At 43.5% G+C, this 17,666-nt stretch carries 13 protein-coding genes; 6 read left to right on the top strand and 7 right to left on the bottom strand.

The features are described 5' to 3' along the window. Positions 1–16 precede the first annotated feature (16 nt). Positions 17–589: an adenylate kinase gene (locus WS34_RS04980; protein WP_013611176.1), complete on the bottom strand. Its 573-nt coding sequence runs from the start codon at positions 587–589 to the stop codon at positions 17–19. Positions 590–931: 342 nt separating this feature from the next. Here WS34_RS04980 and WS34_RS04975 point away from each other — a divergent pair, with 342 nt between their 5' ends. Further along, positions 932–2,065 (top strand): OmpA family protein, encoded by a 1,134-nt coding sequence (locus WS34_RS04975; RefSeq protein WP_022161298.1) that lies wholly within the window; start codon positions 932–934, stop codon positions 2,063–2,065. A 218-nt stretch (positions 2,066–2,283) separates the two neighbouring features. Then, on the top strand, positions 2,284–4,632 hold the full coding sequence (locus WS34_RS04970; protein ID WP_046403524.1) for a penicillin-binding protein 1A: 2,349 nt from the start codon (positions 2,284–2,286) through the stop codon (positions 4,630–4,632). 146 nt (positions 4,633–4,778) lie between these two features. On the opposite strand, the gene WS34_RS04965 is transcribed toward WS34_RS04970, so the two are convergent. The 5 genes from WS34_RS04965 to WS34_RS04945 form a co-directional block, all read right to left on the bottom strand. Continuing rightward, positions 4,779–5,960, bottom strand: a complete 1,182-nt coding sequence (locus WS34_RS04965; protein WP_046403523.1) for a cation:proton antiporter family protein — start codon at positions 5,958–5,960, stop codon at positions 4,779–4,781. A 144-nt stretch (positions 5,961–6,104) separates the two neighbouring features. Beyond that, positions 6,105–6,911, bottom strand: coding sequence for a ZIP family metal transporter (locus WS34_RS04960; RefSeq protein WP_013611180.1), 807 nt, complete (start codon positions 6,909–6,911; stop codon positions 6,105–6,107). A gap of 16 nt (positions 6,912–6,927) precedes the next feature. Further along, complete coding sequence (locus WS34_RS04955; RefSeq protein WP_229032319.1) at positions 6,928–8,910, bottom strand: BamA/TamA family outer membrane protein; 1,983 nt, start codon at positions 8,908–8,910, stop codon at positions 6,928–6,930. 16 nt (positions 8,911–8,926) lie between these two features. Further along, positions 8,927–9,922 (bottom strand): FAD:protein FMN transferase, encoded by a 996-nt coding sequence (locus WS34_RS04950; protein ID WP_013611182.1) that lies wholly within the window; start codon positions 9,920–9,922, stop codon positions 8,927–8,929. A 31-nt stretch (positions 9,923–9,953) separates the two neighbouring features. Next, positions 9,954–12,146 (bottom strand): patatin-like phospholipase family protein, encoded by a 2,193-nt coding sequence (locus tag WS34_RS04945; RefSeq protein ID WP_013611183.1) that lies wholly within the window; start codon positions 12,144–12,146, stop codon positions 9,954–9,956. Positions 12,147–12,269: 123 nt separating this feature from the next. Between WS34_RS04945 and WS34_RS04940 the strand changes: the two genes are divergently transcribed. Both WS34_RS04940 and hydF read left to right on the top strand, forming a co-directional pair. Further along, a complete protein-coding gene (locus WS34_RS04940; RefSeq protein WP_013611184.1) occupies positions 12,270–13,421 on the top strand; it encodes a sigma-54-dependent transcriptional regulator in 1,152 nt (383 codons plus the stop codon). Positions 13,422–13,430: 9 nt separating this feature from the next. After that, a complete protein-coding gene (gene hydF / locus WS34_RS04935) occupies positions 13,431–14,630 on the top strand; it encodes a [FeFe] hydrogenase H-cluster maturation GTPase HydF (RefSeq protein WP_046403520.1) in 1,200 nt (399 codons plus the stop codon). Here the strand turns inward: hydF and WS34_RS04930 are convergent. Then, the gene (locus WS34_RS04930) at positions 14,599–15,570 is read right to left on the bottom strand and encodes a YitT family protein (protein WP_013611186.1); all 972 of its coding nucleotides are present in this window, start codon (positions 15,568–15,570) and stop codon (positions 14,599–14,601) included. The genes hydF and WS34_RS04930 overlap by 32 nt on opposite strands. A gap of 305 nt (positions 15,571–15,875) precedes the next feature. Between WS34_RS04930 and WS34_RS04925 the strand changes: the two genes are divergently transcribed. Together WS34_RS04925 and WS34_RS04920 are read left to right on the top strand one after the other, a co-directional pair. After that, entirely contained in the window at positions 15,876–16,463 is a 588-nt protein-coding gene (locus tag WS34_RS04925; protein WP_013611187.1) for a TetR/AcrR family transcriptional regulator, read from the top strand. A gap of 75 nt (positions 16,464–16,538) precedes the next feature. Next, positions 16,539–17,489, top strand: coding sequence for a 3-oxoacyl-ACP synthase III family protein (locus WS34_RS04920; RefSeq protein WP_013611188.1), 951 nt, complete (start codon positions 16,539–16,541; stop codon positions 17,487–17,489). Positions 17,490–17,666: the final 177 nt, after the last annotated feature.

Here is a 17,666-nt window from a genome sequence, read left to right as displayed (position 1 = left end):
ACCAAGCCGATCTACCTTATTTCATTTCCTCTATCGCTTTCGTAATAGCATTGAACACTTCCTCTACCGGACAATTTCCTTCGACATCGATATGCACTCCCTTCTTCTTATAATGATTAGCCACGTGGACGGTTTTATCATTATATTCCCGGAACCGTTTAGCAATCGCCTCTTCGTTATCGTCAGCCCGTCCTTCGATTTTAGCCCGTTCGAGCATCCGGCGTTTTAATTCTTCGAAAGGGACATGGATACAGATCAATCCTTTCAAAGGAGTACCTTCCTTTTCCAACATCCGGTCGAGAATCTCAGCCTGAGCCACAGTACGGGGAAAACCATCGAACAGGAATCCGTTCACTCCCCGATGCTGAGCCATACTATTTTCGATCAGTCTCACCACAAATTCATCAGACAACAATTCGCCCCTTGCGATAATCTCTTCCGCTATTTTACCTAACTCGGTTCCTTCCGCAATTTCCTTGCGGATCATATCTCCTGTCGAAAGATGGGCCAGATTATATTTCTCTACAATCTTTTTTGCCTGAGTACCTTTTCCTGCTCCCGGAGGACCAAATAATGCAATGTTTAACATGTTCGTCAATTTTTGTCTGTGGACGGGTCCACTTTTGTTTTATATGTATCTGATTAAAAATAAGCAATCATCCTCCTCCGACCATACTCCCCGGAAGAAATACGATCGGAGTTCAAAGATAAAAAAAATATGTAAAGCTTAAAAGTAAAAGGTTAAAAATCATAAAAACTCACATTTTATTGACCCTATTTTGAAACGTCCTCCCCCCAAACTACGTTATTCCGGTAAGTTTTGACATTAAAATACAAGTTCATTGACACCTCTATTATTTTAAATCAAAAGATAATAACAACAAACGAAATGTAATGTCAATATTATAAGTTACTTAATTATAAAAATGTTATGAAAAAAGGATTAATGTTAATTGTTTTGGTTGCTGGTCTATGTGGAATAACAAAGGCCCAGGCGCAAGTCGAGGAAGTCATTATAGAACAACGTCTTCCGGGATACAAAACCTCATTTGAAGCCAACCCATTCTGGCATAACTGGTTTGTTTCTGCAAATTTTGGAGCGAATGCTTTCTTTGCCGAACATTCCTCACAGGCAAAATTTAAAAACACGATTACTTTTATGCCTGAGTTGGCTGTAGGTAAAATGTTCAACCCCTGGTGGGGATTACGGTTACAAGGCGGTGGCGGAGCATTACACGGTTTCACCGATAATGCCGGAAGTATGTTACACATGCATTATATGCACATGAACATCGACTTTATGATGGGATTGATAAATTTCTTCGCGAAATACAACCCCGACCGTAAATTCGATATCGTTCCTTTCTTCGGTGTCGGAGGTATGACCCGGAAACATCAGCAATCTTTCACCATCCATGGCGGTATTCAAGCCAAATACAAGATTTCTGAAAGATTCGATGCCAACATCGAATTCCAGGGCATGATCTTCAACGATAAGATGGTAGAAACCGGTGGTTTCCCGAACGATGGGCTGGGTGGACTTACTGCAGGGGTTACCTATTATTTCAAAGGCAGAGGTTTCCGTACCGCACCGAAACAAGCTGTCATCGACGAAATGGCTGCCGCCAACCTGGTATTAGCTAATCAAGTGACTCAGTTACAGAACCGTCCGCCAGAGATCAAAGTTATCGAGAAAGAAGTGGTTAGACCGGTTGAAACGAAAAATGTAGAAATCGTAGAATCTATCCCCTCTACCATCCCGTTCAAATTCAATAGCGCCGTGGTTCAGGATATTTATGACCCGTTGATCTACAATATCGGAACTTTCATGAAAAACAACCCGGATGTCAAAATCCGCATCGTAGGTTATGCCGATAAATTCGGTCCGATCAATGTAAATCTCCGGATTTCACAAGAAAGAGCCGAGGCTGTCGCCAATATGTTGAAAAAAGATTACGGCATCAATTCTAACCGGATGGTTATCGAATATGTAGGTAAAGAAAAACCTTACTACAAAAACAACAACAAATGGAATCGTTGTGCCATGGTTGAAATCATCAAATAACCCTTCTGTTTCCTTAGGTATAAAGTCCGGACTTTACATCCGGACTTTTCTTTTAAATATTTTCTTCACTTTCCCCCAGCATTTCAGGTTTCACTTCATCCTCGTACCCTTCAAACTGCCAGCGGGCATGTCGGTACTAGCCGAAGTCCGACCGATAAAAGAAATTATTTTGTATTTTTGTCCGGCTAAGTCGAATTATATGCTTAGCTTTTCAGCATATGGCCCAAAAACAATATCAGAAAAAACATAAAAAAGCGGTTTCTTCTCACCGGCACCACCACAAGTTCAAGCTATTGAAATACGGGGTGCTATTTATCCTGTTTCTCGCAATCGGTATCACTCTATTTGTCTACTCGGTATATGCCGGTCTTTGGGGTAAGCTACCGGATTATGCCGAATTGCGGGATATCCGTAATGACGAAGCTTCGGAATTGTATAGCGAAGACAACTTGCTGATCGGTAAATATTATGTCGAAAACCGTACCAATGTCAATTTCAATCATATTTCCCCTTATGCCGTCAAAGCCCTGATCGCGACCGAAGATGTCCGTTTTTACGAACATGAAGGCGTAGACAAAATCAGTATGCTGAGGGTATTTTTCAAAACTGTTCTGCTGGGACACCGTAGTTCAGGCGGCGGAAGTACGCTCAGTCAGCAATTGGCTAAAAATCTGTATCCCCGGGACGAACAGCAGGTGACCTTTATACCGGTTGTGAAACTCAAAGAAATGTTTACAGCCCATCGTTTGGAAAACATTTATAGCAAAGACGATATCCTCACCCTTTACCTGAACACGGTATCTTTCGGGGAAAATACATTCGGTATCGAGAGTGCCGCTCAAAAATATTTTTCAACCTCTGCTTCCGATCTGACTATCCCTCAGGCAGCCACGTTGATCGGTATGCTCAAAGGACCTTCGCGTTACAATCCGCGTCTGCATCCGGAAAGGGCGCTCAACCGTCGCAACACGGTAATCGACCAAATGATGAAATACGATTATCTGGATGAAGAGACCGGTGAAAAAATAAAGCAGGAAGAACTACAGCTGCATTACATTCCGGTCAACCATTTTTCCGGTCTGGCTCCTTATTTACGCGAAAAAATACGCCGGGATGCCGACCGGATCCTCAAAGAATACAACGAAAAATACGGTACGAACTACAACCTATATAAGGACGGTCTTATCCTGAAAACAACTCTGGACGCAGAGATGCAGCAATATGCAGAAAATGCCGTTCAAGAGCACATGAAAAAATTACAGCAATCCTATTACATCCACCTGGATAAACAAGAACCCTGGGACAAAAATCCCGCGATACTGAAAAATGCTATTCAGAACAGTACGGTCTATCAACGATTGAAACATCAGGGATTGGCTGAAAAAGACATACTGAAAATTCTGAATGAAAAAAAAGCGATGCTGGTATACAGCCCGGAAGAGGGAGAAATGCGGGTAGATTATTCTTCGATCGATTCGATCAAGCATTATCTGAAGATTTTGCATCCGGCAATGATTGCTGTGGAACCACAATCCGGGAAAGTAAAAGCCTGGGTCGGTGATCTGAACTATAAATATTTCCAATACGACCAGGTTGAAGCCCCGCGCCAGGTAGGATCGGTCTTTAAACCGGTCGTATACAGTGCAGCTATACATCAGGGGACCCGTCTGGACGCTTATTACAAAAATGAACAGAAAACCTATCCGGAATATGACGACTGGTCCCCACGCAATTCGGACAACAATTACGAGGGATATTACACCTTGAAAGGAGCCCTTAGTAAATCGATCAATACCATCGCTGTCGAAGTATTGCTTCAGACGGGCATAGACACCGTTATCGATCATGCCCGCCGTTTGGGTATCACCTCCGAGCTTCCTCCCTATCCTTCTTTAGCCTTGGGAGTAGCCGATATCCCCTTGCAGGAAATGGTTCGTCCTTTTATGACTTTTGCCAATAACGGAAACCTCCGTCCGATTTATTACCTGGAAGAAATCAAGGACCGCCAAGGTAATCTGATATTCAAAGCTCAGCCCGAAATTCCCCGGCAAGTACTGCCTGAAAACGAAGCCCATTTAATGAGCAATATGCTTTCGGCAGTCATCGACGAAGGAACAGGGCAAAGATTGCGTTCGGTATACGGTCTGCATAATGAAATGGCCGGGAAAACCGGTACGACCCAAAATCAGGTAGACGGCTGGTTTATCGGATATAATCCCCAGATAGTCGTCGGAATCAGAGTCGGAGCCAACGATGTAAACATCCATTTCAACACCATCCGTTTAGGACAAGGCGCCAATATGGCTATGCCTATTTTCGGCCGGTTTATGAAAGATTGCCTGGAGAGCCCGAATTATCAGGTTTGGAACAGACTCTCCTTCCCTTTTGCCTTACCACCTCAGCAAAAAGAAACGGAAATACCGACCTTCAAAGAACATTTGAACCTGCTCGAAAAGATCTCGAACCGTAAACTGGAAAAAGTGAAACATCCCGGAACTACCGAAGAAAAAACCAAAGAAAAGAAAGGATTTTTCCGACGGTTATTTAAGAAGAAAGAGGCGAAATAATACAAACTCCGGTTCCGTCCGGCCACACCCGCAGGTCCATAGACTTTATGAACTTATTCAAACCTACCATAAATTTGGAGAAACGGAGAATGAAAGTTTATTCTTCTTTTCTCCATTGTCCCCAAGAAAAGGTATCTTTATTCCGTCTATTCTTTCAGTCCATAAGCCTGTTGTGCCAAACGTTTCACAATGACCACAAAACCACCGGTCAAAAGCAGGTTGAGTACCAAACTCAATACAGAAATAATCAGAGCGGGACCGCCCAGATTATAGCCCATAGCGATGACAATAATTCCGGCCCCAACTTCCCCCCGGGTGAACATACCGACAGAAAGGGCGAGTCTCTCTTCCAATTGCCGATCCCGATAGAAAAACAACGGAAACATCTTTCCCAAATTCGAAAGTAAAGTAACAACGATCACATGCACAATCAATACCTCCCAGGAAGGCATAGGCTGTGCAGCAATAATCCCCACAGCTTCTGTAATCCGGTGTCCATGATTGATACCGATAAACTGAGGTGTACTCAACCCCACCAGAAACATAAACAGATAAGAAATCATTCCGGTTATCTTTTCGTCCCGGTTCCCGTGTTGATGGACAGTCTTCATCACCATTCCCAAGACAAAGGCAGGCAACAATACTTCGATATGAATCGCTCCGTCAGCTCCCATCATCCACTTGGTCAAAAGATAAATACTTTCCGTTACAGCTACGATACATACAGCATAAAATAAAATAGATTTCCAGGTTTGGGACAACCGGATCGTTCCCAGTTTTTTCCAACCGATCACTAATAAAAAAGTGATCACAATCACCACGGCAAATAACTGCCACTTAAAACCGATCATAAATATTTGCAAGGGAATCATCAGTAAGATCGTATCGAGATCGTCGAAGATCGCCAGCACCTGGGTCTTCTTATAGATCCACTCGCGCCGTAACCCGGCAGCAGCCAGCATGGTAAACAATATACCGGCAGAAGTAGGGGCCGCAAACCGGCTCAATAATAAATTCTCTTTCCAGGCATCCCAATTCCCGAATAAATCGGCAGGCAATAAGAACATATAATAAAAAGCGACCATAATCCAGGGCACGGCAGCAGTAGCCATAGCTATAAAATAATCGGCAGCATAAGATCTCCATTTCGTTTTATCCAATTCGAATTCCCGCCCGACATTAATCATAATAAATGCCAGACAAACGAACATCAAAGTCTTCGCTACCTTTTCAGCTGTCAGGAATGCCTCCCCCAACCAAACCGGTAAACACTGTGAAAGAACTAACCCTAAAACCAAAAATAAAGAAAACAAGAAGACTTTTTTCATTTACAACCAATTAATTATTTATGAATCAACAAAATACCCTATCTTTATATTTTCAGCAAAGATAAACCGCAGAGGCACATCCTCCAAACCTCAGACCGGAGAAACGTTAAAAAATTCTGAAATAATTACAATTGTTGTAAAATTTTAAAAAATCGAAGCACTGACCAAGACGACACCCATAATAAACATGCCTAAAATAATACTCTGTACCGACACCTTCCGGTTCCCTTTCAGTTGGGAATTGGGAATCAGTTCATTCAGTGCAGTGGCTACCAATAGTCCGGAAAGAAAAGCTTTCAGTATTCCGGTTAAAACCGGATTAGAATATTTCAGAATAAAAATATAAGCCATCAGGGCTCCGATCGGTTCGAATAAGGAAGCGATCACACTGTAGAATATAGCCCGGCGGCGATTCATCGAATCACTGATTTTATTAAACAGGGCTCCGATCGTCATCCCTTCGGGAAAGTTGTGGACAATAATAGAAAGAACCAGAGGAATAGCCACCAAAGGAGTAGCCAAAAACGACAGAAAAGTCGCCAGCCCTTCGACGAAACTATGGGCGGTAATCGTCAGAAGCACCAATATCGCTACCCGCCGGTAATATTGAAGTGAAGCGTCGTAGCGTTCCACCTCTTTTTTCTTCCACAACTTCACCAGATATCCTAAAGGATACAACAAAACGATACCGACAAAAAACCAGACCGTACTGGTGATTTTCGTCTGAGCATAAGACAATTGGGAGGATAGGATGCTGATCGAATCGGGCATCAGTTTCATAAAAGCGGTATAAATCATTATTCCGGCTGCAAATCCCAAAATGACCGAGAGGGTAACCTGGTTGACTTTTCTGAAATATAACGACGTCATCGCTCCCATAAAAGTAGAAATCGCTGCAACCAGAGTCATAATAAAAGCTAACCAAATATCAGATGACGCAAAACTTGTCATGATCTATCCGTATTTCCTATTCATACTGAATCACCTGTGGTTTTGTTACGTGATAATCATAAAAACTGCCTCTGTTCCCACTGGAAAGTATCGCTTGAAAACTCCTGCCATCCTCAGGAATAGTAGGATAAACGGCAAAACGAAAAGAAATATTTTTAATGACGACATTATCGTTTCTCAGGTTGACTCCTACCCCGAATCCCCAATATGTTTTGCTGTGTACCAATTTTTTATTGTCGGCGGCAATCACACCGAAATCACAGAAAGAAGAAATGGAAACCCGGAATCCTTTTTTAATATAGGGCAAGAAAAAAGTAGTCGCCAAAGAAGACGACAGTTTTTGATTTCCTCTTAGTGTATCGGATGAAAATCCGCGAATATTCCGATCTTCCATATACAAAAAATCGCCCGGATAACGCCGGATTCCTTTCACATAATGTACGTCGTTATAGAAACGGAATTTAAAACTGCCCCAGCTACACAAATTACTGATATGACTGGCTCCCAATTTCAGCGTTCCCCGGGTGAAACCGTCTTCGTTGACATAAGACCCCAAGGCTGCTTCCAGGGCGTAATAACGCTCGTCGTATTTATTAAAATGGGAATAGTGACACTCTCCGGCGATATAGCCATAATTATCGAATTCACTCTTTTCATACCCCGTGGTCAGACTAAGCATCAATCCCGTAGGAATATCTTCCGTACGCCCGAAATCATAGATCAGATTGGCCTTATAATACTTCATTTTGATGTAAGTAAAAGCGGCAAAATAATCCCTCCGGTTATAATACAAATGGTTGGTATCGTCTGTAACCAAAGGACGATTGTTGAAAAGGGTCGTGAAAAAACGACCCGTCAGAAACATATTCTGGTTATAGCTATACCGGTAAGGCAACAAAAAAGATTTACCTAACCATACGTCCTGATAATGATAATTGAACAACTCTTCCAACCGGTTTACATTCCGGTCCGGTAAATCATCCGAATAAAAAACACGTCCTACTCCCATCCCTCCGGCCCATTTCATCCGGTTGGTCAGGAATTGCCTTTCGACATCTACGAAAACTTCTTTTTCACGGTAATCATTGCGGTAATATCCCCGGATGTTGATATGAGTCCCCCAAAGACTGTTTACCTTATATTCCAACTCATTTCCCCATTTTTTGTCTTTGGTTCCCCGGTAACTGAACTCATAATTCAGGACATGTCCCAATTTCATAAAGTTTTTATTTTCGAGTCCGATATCGAAAGAATTCAAGAAATTCGATTCGACCGTCGCTCCCCACGAAAGCTGATCTTTACAAATGAGGGTAACATTCACCTGGGCAGGGTTGTCCGGATCTTCCGTAACGATCATATTCGCATCATCGATATAATCCAATCTTCTCAACAAAATTTCATTTTGCACCAACTCAAAAGGTACCAATAACATGCCGGGTTTTATCGTCAACTGCCTGCGGATCACTTTTTCGGCCGTTTTCATATGGGTTTTGTTGGCTAAAGTTTTCAGCCATCCCATATCTTCCTCGAAATAAGTGGTATCGTAAACACTAGTTCCATAAGGAGGCAGAACAACAATAGAAATATCATGAATCACTTTCCCGGAATAAGCTTTAAACCTTTCCTCACTGTTCTGGGTACGCATAACATTCAGATAGCCGCGGCGGGGATTGACGAAGACCATTTTATAAAGTTCTTTCGTCCATTTCGCCTTATAGGCAAAGTCTTTAATCTTGGTATATTCATACCGCAGGGTATCCCGGATCAGACTATCCGGTAAATAGACCGGAGACATCTTCATCTGTGCCTCAGAAACCGGTAAGGTCATCAGTGGCAAGGAATCCCGCTCCAAAAGATGTTGTAAAGACTGTGCCTGTAAACTTTTCTTAACGGTATCCAGGCGCACAGAATCTTGTACTGCCGGAATCCTATGGTCTATAGCCAGTACCCTTCCAACCCAAAAACAAATGATGAGTGTAAATACGATTCTCTTCATCATTTTCCCTCACTCCTCTCTATTTTTCTACAATCAATTTTTCGAAGCCAGGTGAAATCCAGTTTTTCATTTTTCCCTCTTCCAGATAAATAAAAGCGCCTTCCAGTTCAGGATCGGCCAAAACAATCTGCCGGGCTTTTTGCAATCCCAATACCATAAAAGCAGTGGCATAAGCATCGGCTTCCATACAGGTAGGAGCATAAACCGATGCACTGAGCACTTCGGTCTGAACAGGATAACCTGTCTTGGGATTTATCGTATGGGCATACTTTTTACCGTCGTGCACATAAAAATTCCGGTAGTTGCCCGAAGTAGCCAAAGCCCCCTGACTCAGTCCGGCAATCATTTGTAACCGGCGGTTCCGAGCGGTCACATCTTCCTCGGGACGGTCGATTCCTATCCGCCAGGGCCGTTTTTTACTGCTTTGTCCTTTGGCCCTGACCTCTCCTCCGATCTCTACCATATAATCGTTCAAGCCTTTACGCTCGAAGTATTCGGCCACCAAATCTACTCCAAGTCCTTTAGCAATAGAACTGGCATCCAGCGTAATTTCCGGGTATTTTTTCTGCAATTTCCCCTCCGTCAAAGTCAGTAAATCCATACCTACAAATTGCCGTAATGTATCTATACGGGCAGAATCCGGGAAAGAATTTTGTTTAAAACCGAATCCCCAGGCATTGACCAAAGGTCCGACCGTAATATCGAAAGCTCCTTCGGTTTTCCGGTTTACTTGCAAAGCCATCGCATACATTTTCTGAAACAGAGCATCTGTACTATCCGTCTCGTTGCGGTTCAGACGGGCAATAACCGATTCGGGATTAAACATGGAAAGAGAAGCGTTTACCGACTCCATTTGCCGGAGGATTTCCTCTTTCAAATCCTCGTCAGAAGCATAGGATATATGATAAAATGTACCGTAAATCTTTCCTTCGGTATACCGATATTGCTGTACCGGTGTACAACCTCCGATCCCTAACCCCCAGGCCAAACAGATGCAAATCCAATATTTTCCCATTTATTTCCGTTTTTATTACAATTACTCCAATTTAAAAATAATAGCCGAGATTGAAATACACCCCTAATTTCTGGTCCCAATTGGACATATCGAAGGTGACACTGATCGGTCCGATAATGGAATTATAAGCATAACCGGCACCTCCACCCCAAACATCGTCTCCTTTCAGAATATCGAAAAAGCTTTCCGACTGTTTGGCATAATTCCCGGTTAAAGTGATGTAATGCCTCATTCCCAAGCGATATCTCAACTGTAAACGCCCCACGACCACCGAATTATCGAACACCTGCAGATTATGGATACCGTAAAAAGGCAATTGCTGATTCATATACCTTCCGGCTACTTCTCCACCGACATAATTCAGATAAGGAATGGCTATATCGCGTCCGATCAATACCCTTCCGTACAAAGCCGGCAAAAGATATACCCTACGGGTCAGCCGGACGGTCGGTTCGAAATCGGCCGATAAGGCCGAAAAAGGAGCATGCCCGTCATAATTGACCATATTATCGGTGTAAAGTGAATAATCAGCCCGGAAACTCATCCCCTTGTCCGGAAAATATTTCTTATCGTAAGTATCGAAATGAGCTAAAGCATAGTAGCTGGCAAATCCTTGTGACTTCAGATTTTCCGCTATATAATCGGTATTGTACAGGACGGATTTATAATTGAAATATTCATACCGTAACCCCAATTGAAATTTGAAATTCCGGAAATAAATATCCGATAAATTCAGGTCTCCGCGATGATAAGAGAAAGTAATATTATCGACTTTGTCTTTTTTATCGTACAGATTGATATCGTTGTATTTGAACATATAGGATACGCCCAATTTTCTCAGCATATTACTGCCGAAAGAATAATCCACCAATACGTAAGGGTTTTTATTCAAACGTCCGGTAATCGACAGTCTGGACCCCCTCAACGCCCTATGGCTAAGGGTTGTATTCAACAGGATCGAAGCCATTTCTTCCGAGTCGAAACGGAATCCCAGATTCAGTGAACTGGCCGGTTTTTCTTTCAGCCGTAGCGTCAGGTCATAAATCTGATCCCCGTTGAGGGCATAGTTTACATTGGCAAAAGCCCCGGTACCGTATAAAAAAGAAATCGCTTTGTGTAAATCATCCATGGTGATGACAGAAAATTCTTTGATCCCGATTTGCCGTTGTATCCATTTTTCATCTTTTTCCTTCACTCCTTCGATAGAAATTTTTCCTATAATAAGAGTGTCTGTTTCCAAAAACCTGTTTTCGAGATGGGGAGCAGCATCTTCGTCCGGTTCAAGACCGATCTGTTTCTTCAAAGCCATAATTTTATCCCAATTGGCCCGGGCTACCCGTTCTCCTCTTTGAATCATCGTATCGATAGCCTCCGCAGTAAAACTGGCCGCAGTAAATCCTTTCAGATCCGGATTCATATACAAATCCACCATCGCTTTATTATTCTCATAACTCTTCATGCCCATAAAAGCCGTCAGCTGATCGACGATCCCCATGATATTATCCAGTCCTTTCTCATCTTTCAACCCTGTGCTGAGATCCACCCCGATGGTAATTTCGGCTCCCATATTTTTAGCCACATCCACGGGAAAATTATTCGAGATACCTCCGTCTACCAATACCATACTATCGATAGTTACGGGAGCGAAGACTCCCGGGATAGCCATACTCGCCCGCATCGCCAAAGGCAGTATCCCCTTGTCCATCACCACTTCTTTCCCATCGATCATATTGGCCGACACACAAGCGAACGGAATCGGTAAATCCCGGAAAGGAATCGAATCGTGAAAACCGATGGTCAATTCGGAAAACAGATTATAAATATTCTGTCCGCTCACGAAACCTGCCGGTACCGAAAGACCTTTTTCCTGGGAAAAAGAAAGGGAAATGAGGTATTTCTCATTGGATTCTTTCTCGGTAAAAGGCTGGTTGAAACGATATACCTTATCGCTCAGCAAGAAAGGCCAGTTCTGCATCCTGACCAAACTATCCAGCGCCTTGGCATTATATCCGACAGCATACAACCCTCCGACAATAGCCCCCATACTCGTCCCGGAAATATAATCGATCGGAATCCCCGCTTCCTCGAGCACTTTCAGCACACCGATATGAGCAACTCCTTTCGCCCCCCCACCACTCAGCACGACTCCTACTTTTTTACGCTGTCCCAGCGTATCGGGACAAATCAAACAAAAAACAATCAGAACAGATAAAATATATCTCATAAGCGTATTCCAAATAATTTGACAATCATCCTAGCTACAAAGCTATGAAAACATTTGAAGATTCGGAAATTTGAGGATTTCGAAATTATTCCTAATTTTGCTATCCGTGTAAAAAAAATGACCATGGCAAAAATACTTGTAATCGACGACGAACGTAGCATCCGTAATTCGATGAAAGACATTCTCTCTTTCGAAGGACACGAAGTCGTATTAGCTGAAAACGGCATGGAGGGATTGGTGTCGGTGAAAACTGAAAAACCGGAGGTGGTGTTCTGTGATATCAAAATGCCTAAAATGGAAGGAATCGAGGTACTGGAACGAATCAAAGAATTTACTTCCGATGTGCCGGTCATCATGATATCGGGACACGGCACCATAGATACAGCTATCGAAGCCATCAAAAAAGGAGCTTACGATTTCATCGAGAAACCGCTGGACCTGAACCGGATTCTGATTACGATCAAAAACGCAACGGACAAAAACCAGCTTATCGAGGAGACCCAAAAGCTAAAAACCAAAGTCAGTAAGAAATACGAGATGATCGGCCATTCGGATGCATTGAATCATATCCGTATCATGATCGATAAAGTGGCGGTTTCCGATGCCCGGGTACTCATCACTGGACCGAACGGTTGTGGTAAAGAATTGGTAGCCCATCAGTTGCACGAAAAAAGTCACCGTAACGACAGAGCTTTTATAGAAGTCAACTGTGCAGCTATTCCTTCGGAGCTGATCGAAAGCGAACTGTTCGGACACGAAAAAGGATCGTTCACTTCGGCGATCAAACAGAAGAAAGGGAAATTCGAACTAGCCTCGGGAGGGACTTTATTCCTCGACGAAATCGGGGATATGAGCCTGGAAGCACAGGCTAAAGTACTCCGGGCCTTACAGGAAAATAAAATCAGCCGGATCGGAAGCGACACGGATATTCAGATAGATGTGCGGGTCATCGCAGCAACCAATAAAAATTTGAAAGAAGAGATTGCCAAAGGACGGTTTCGGGAAGATTTATACCACCGTCTGAGTGTTATAATTATCGAAGTTCCCCCTTTGAAAGACCGTCCGGAAGATATCGACGAGTTAGTGACCTATTTTCTGGAAACCATTTGCAACGAAATGGGGATAGCACAAAAAAATATTACACCGGAAGCTTTACAAGCGCTGAAAAGTTACGAATGGACCGGAAATATCCGTGAACTCCGCAACGTCGTCGAACGTTTGATTATTCTCGGAAGCCCGACAATCACAGCAGAAGAAGTCAGCATGTATAAATAACCCCGATTCATGGATAAATTTCATCTCGTCATCACCGGCCGGAGAAATACCGGAAAAAGTTCTATCGCCAACACGATTTTACAACAGGACAAAGCCGTTGTCTCCCCCATTGCCGGCACGACAACAGACCCGGTAAAGAAAAGTTATGAAATCCCGGGAGTTGCATCGGTCGTTTTAATCGACACTGCCGGAACGGATGACGAAGGTGAACTCGGGGAATTAAGGGTAAAAAAAACGTTCGAAACCATCCGGCAAGCCGATGCAGCCTTACTGGTAATCACCGGCAACCGATTCGGTCATTTCGAAGAAATACTGACCGAAGAATTTCAAAAGTTAAAACTTCCTTTTTTGATCGTACACAATAAATCGGACCTGGAACCTTTACAGGAGCAACTTCGGGAAAAACTCTTGCAAAAATACGGTACCCCGGTTATCGGTTTCTCCACTTGCCAGGCTAAAAGAGAAATGCTGATTCAAAAAATCGGCACTTTGGTAAACCGGCAAAATTCTTCCTCTCTGTTAGGGGATCTGGTTTGTCCCGGCCAAGTGGTTATGCTGGTCACCCCCATCGATTCGGAAGCTCCGACAGGCCGGATGATCTTGCCTCAGGTACAAATGTTAAGAGAGATATTGGACCGGCATGGTATCGGTATTGTCGTCCAACCCGAAGAAATCACGACTTATTTTCAGCGGAATTCGTTACGACCGGACCTGGTAATCACAGATAGTCAGGTATTCGGCAAAATAGCCCCCTGGATTCCCCAGGATATTCCTTTCACCAGTTTCAGCATTATTCTGGCACACCATAAAGGCAATTTCGACCGATATCTGGCCGGGACCTCCCGCATCCCGGAACTGAAAGACGGCGACCGGATTCTTCTGCTCGAATCCTGTTCCCATCATGTTTCCTGTGAAGATATCGGCCGGGTCAAAATCCCCGCCCTTCTTCGTAAGTATACCGGAAAGCAGCTGGAATTCGACCATATCGCCGGCTTAGACCGGATCGCACGTCCGATAACGGATTATGCCCTGATCATTCAATGCGGAGGCTGTATGATCACAGCCACCCAATTGCGCCACCGTCTGCAACCGGCCATCGATGCCCGGATTCCGGTCAGCAACTACGGCATGACTATCGCCTGGCTCCAGGGCATTTTCGACCGTGCAACTCAGGTATTTACTTGTTATCGTCCCAATCCATCCGTTTAAATCCTTGCCCCATAATCTCCTGAGCATTCAGGATCATGGTAAAAGCATGAGGATCGATATGCTGGATGGCCCGTTGCAAAGTAGTCACCTCTTTACGGTTGACGACCGTCATAATCATTTCTTTCTCCGAACGGTTCCACATCCCGTTGACCGGTACGATAGAGCCGCCCCGGTGTAATTCCGAAAGTATAAACCGACGTAATTCTTCTGTTTTTTCGGATATGATGAAAAAAGTTTTATCGCTGGAATACCCACCGATGACAATATCGATTACTTTCCCCATAATAAAAATAGTGATCAGGGAATAAAACGGAGTTTTCCAATCCGGGAAAGCCACAAAACCCAATACCACGATAATCAGGTCGACAGTCATCTGCATCATCCCCAAAGGCCTGCGGGTCAATTTATGTAATACGGCAGCCAAAACATCCGTACCGGCACTCGAAGAACGGGTCTTGAAAATCAATCCGGCTCCGACTCCGATAACCACACCTCCGAAGATACTGGCCAACAATACCCCTTCCTTCGTTGCATCGGGATTGTCGATACCTCCTTTGACCAATTGCAGGGGATCATGTGCAAATTCTGCCGTATAGCCACACCAATGTTCCAGAGCCCACGGAAAACCGTCGGCAAACAAAGCTACCAACCAAAAGCAGATAAAAGTCCTCAAACCGAAATCACGGCCTAATATTTTAAAACCGATCAAACTCAACGGCAGGTTAAAACACAATGCCGCCATACCGATCGGGAATCCCAGTTTCCAGTTCAAAATGGTAGAAATACCATAAATTCCTCCCGGAACGATCTGGTAGGGAGTCATGAAAAAAGTGTAACCGGTCGCTATCACCATAGATCCCAATAAAAGAGTTCCCCAAGTTTGAAACCACCGGGCCGAAAAAATTTTTTCCTTGTAGAAGGAAACTTTTGTAACATTCATAATCAGACAATTAAATTACACGCTGTAAAAAACGATCGCCACCTCCACCACCTCTCCCAATTCGCGCGCAAAGATACCACCCGCTTCAACAATAAAACATGACATTTGTCATCCTTTTACACGAATCGGAGAGGGATAAAACATAAAATACCGGGGTTATGCAATCGTTGGAACACTTAACAATCCTCAAAACCTCATTTTCTTCCGTTAAAAAAACTATCTTTGCCCATAAATGTCATAGAAAATAGCTATAATTGCACAAAATTTTGTGTTTTGTGCAATTTAAAGTCACAACCGCAAGATTTATGAGAACAAAATTAAGTAAGACAAAGAATAAAATCATACATGTTGCCAAGTCTCTTTTCTCAGAAATGAGCGTTTATAAAGCAACGATGAATGATATTGCTCAGGCAGCAAACATGAGTCGGCGGACTTTATATATGCATTTTAAGAGTAAAGAAGAGATTTATCACTATGTAGTCGAGGATCATGTCAAAGACATTAATGAGAAATTGCAGAAGGCCGCAGACTCTGCACTTCCTCCCGACCGCAAATTAAAATTATATATTTTAGCGCGGTTCAATGTGATCGACAATCTGGTCCGTCAGAACAAATACATCCGTTATGATTTTATTTTCAACAATTTGCGAGTTGAACAGTTGCGTAAGGGTATCGATATGAAAGAACGGCAATTGCTAACCCGTATCTTGCAGAACGGTAAAGAGCAAGGCCTCTTCAATATCAATAATCCTTCCTCATTCGCAAAAACGCTGCTGATTATGTTCAAAAGTCTGGAGCAACCCTTTATTATCATCGGGCACCGGAAAAGGAATTATCAGTCGCTGCGTGAATATGTCGACTTACTATTTAATGGAATATTAAACAAAGGCTGAGGATATGGCATACTTCTTGTTAGCACGAAGGTTTGATGTCAAAATCACAGCTAACAGAAACATAATGCTAAATCTATGGAATTGTTTATCAACAAAATTTCCCACTATTTACCGGACTCTGTGGTTCCTAATTCTTACTTCAAGGAAGTAAACGGTCTGGACGACGAATGGATTTATTCCCGGACCGGTATCAAAAACCGCAGTAAAGCAGCTGCAAATGAAAACACCAATACGATGGGGATAAAAGCAGTGGATCTTGCCACCACCGATTTGCCTTATCCCATGGAGGAAATCGATTTAATCATCGCAGCAACCTATTCCCCCTACGATACCGTTGCTACCCCGGCCCATATGGTGCAACGCCGTTATCACATCGAGCACGCCAAATGTGTGAGTGTTTCCTCAGCCTGTTCTTCTTTTATCAATGCGATGGAAATTGCACAAGGCTATTTTGCTCTGGGGAAAGCGACCAAAGCCCTGATCATCGGAGCAGAACACAACACAGCTTATGCCAACGAAAACGATCCGCAAAGCGGCCACCTATGGGGAGACGGTGCTGTAGCGTTTTTTGTCTCTGCCGGGAATTATAGCGGGCATGATCCCCGAATTATCGATATCTATACCCAAGGTCTGGGACACATCGGCAAAGCAGCCGAAGCGGTGTATCTCCGCCCACAGAACGGTGGCATCGGAATGCCTGAAGGACGCGATGTATTTATCAATGCCTGTCATTATATGGTCGAAGCTTTAGAAAAGGTAACCCAAAGTTATGGTAAGACTGTCCAGGATTTGAATTGGATTTCTTCGCATCAGGCCAACCAGCGCATTATCAAAACGATAGCCAGGCAAACCGATATCCCGGAGGAACGTTTTCTGATGAATATCGAACAACGAGGTAACACCGGCAGCCCGAGCTGTGCCATCTCTCTCTCCGAAAACCTGCATAAAGTGAAACCCGGAGACCTGGTCGGCCTTACCGTTTTCGGCGGGGGCTACTCCTGCGGAGCAATGCTGTTACAGTTCTAAAAGCTGAGTGTATAATTAAAACGTCCTATAATCTGAAAAAGGGAGAAAAGAAGAGTAACCTTCAATTCTCCCTTTCTTTAATTTTATGGCAGGTATATTTTTTCTTTCTATTCCGATTCCGGGTTTTGTGCCGTCAGACCGGTTCGCCTGGAACGGTCCGGTAAGGCTTTCCTTCAC

Origin of the sequence: Odoribacter sp. N15.MGS-14, assembly GCF_000980245.1 — a bacterium.
In the GTDB taxonomy this organism is placed as follows: Bacteria; Bacteroidota; Bacteroidia; order Bacteroidales; family Marinifilaceae; genus Odoribacter; species Odoribacter splanchnicus.
The sequence above is the reverse complement of the archived record's forward strand: the minus strand, read 5'-3'. Positions and strand labels throughout refer to the sequence as shown.

Coding starts and splice junctions, on each gene's coding strand:
- WS34_RS04980 (WP_013611176.1), bottom strand. CDS start 589: ATGTTAAACATTGCATTATTTGGTCCTCCGGGAGCAGGAAAAGGTACT.
- WS34_RS04975 (WP_022161298.1), top strand. CDS start 932: ATGAAAAAAGGATTAATGTTAATTGTTTTGGTTGCTGGTCTATGTGGA.
- WS34_RS04970 (WP_046403524.1), top strand. CDS start 2,284: ATGGCCCAAAAACAATATCAGAAAAAACATAAAAAAGCGGTTTCTTCT.
- WS34_RS04965 (WP_046403523.1), bottom strand. CDS start 5,960: ATGAAAAAAGTCTTCTTGTTTTCTTTATTTTTGGTTTTAGGGTTAGTT.
- WS34_RS04960 (WP_013611180.1), bottom strand. CDS start 6,911: ATGACAAGTTTTGCGTCATCTGATATTTGGTTAGCTTTTATTATGACT.
- WS34_RS04955 (WP_229032319.1), bottom strand. CDS start 8,910: ATGATGAAGAGAATCGTATTTACACTCATCATTTGTTTTTGGGTTGGA.
- WS34_RS04950 (WP_013611182.1), bottom strand. CDS start 9,922: ATGGGAAAATATTGGATTTGCATCTGTTTGGCCTGGGGGTTAGGGATC.
- WS34_RS04945 (WP_013611183.1), bottom strand. CDS start 12,146: ATGAGATATATTTTATCTGTTCTGATTGTTTTTTGTTTGATTTGTCCC.
- WS34_RS04940 (WP_013611184.1), top strand. CDS start 12,270: ATGGCAAAAATACTTGTAATCGACGACGAACGTAGCATCCGTAATTCG.
- hydF (WP_046403520.1), top strand. CDS start 13,431: ATGGATAAATTTCATCTCGTCATCACCGGCCGGAGAAATACCGGAAAA.
- WS34_RS04930 (WP_013611186.1), bottom strand. CDS start 15,570: ATGAATGTTACAAAAGTTTCCTTCTACAAGGAAAAAATTTTTTCGGCC.
- WS34_RS04925 (WP_013611187.1), top strand. CDS start 15,876: ATGAGAACAAAATTAAGTAAGACAAAGAATAAAATCATACATGTTGCC.
- WS34_RS04920 (WP_013611188.1), top strand. CDS start 16,539: ATGGAATTGTTTATCAACAAAATTTCCCACTATTTACCGGACTCTGTG.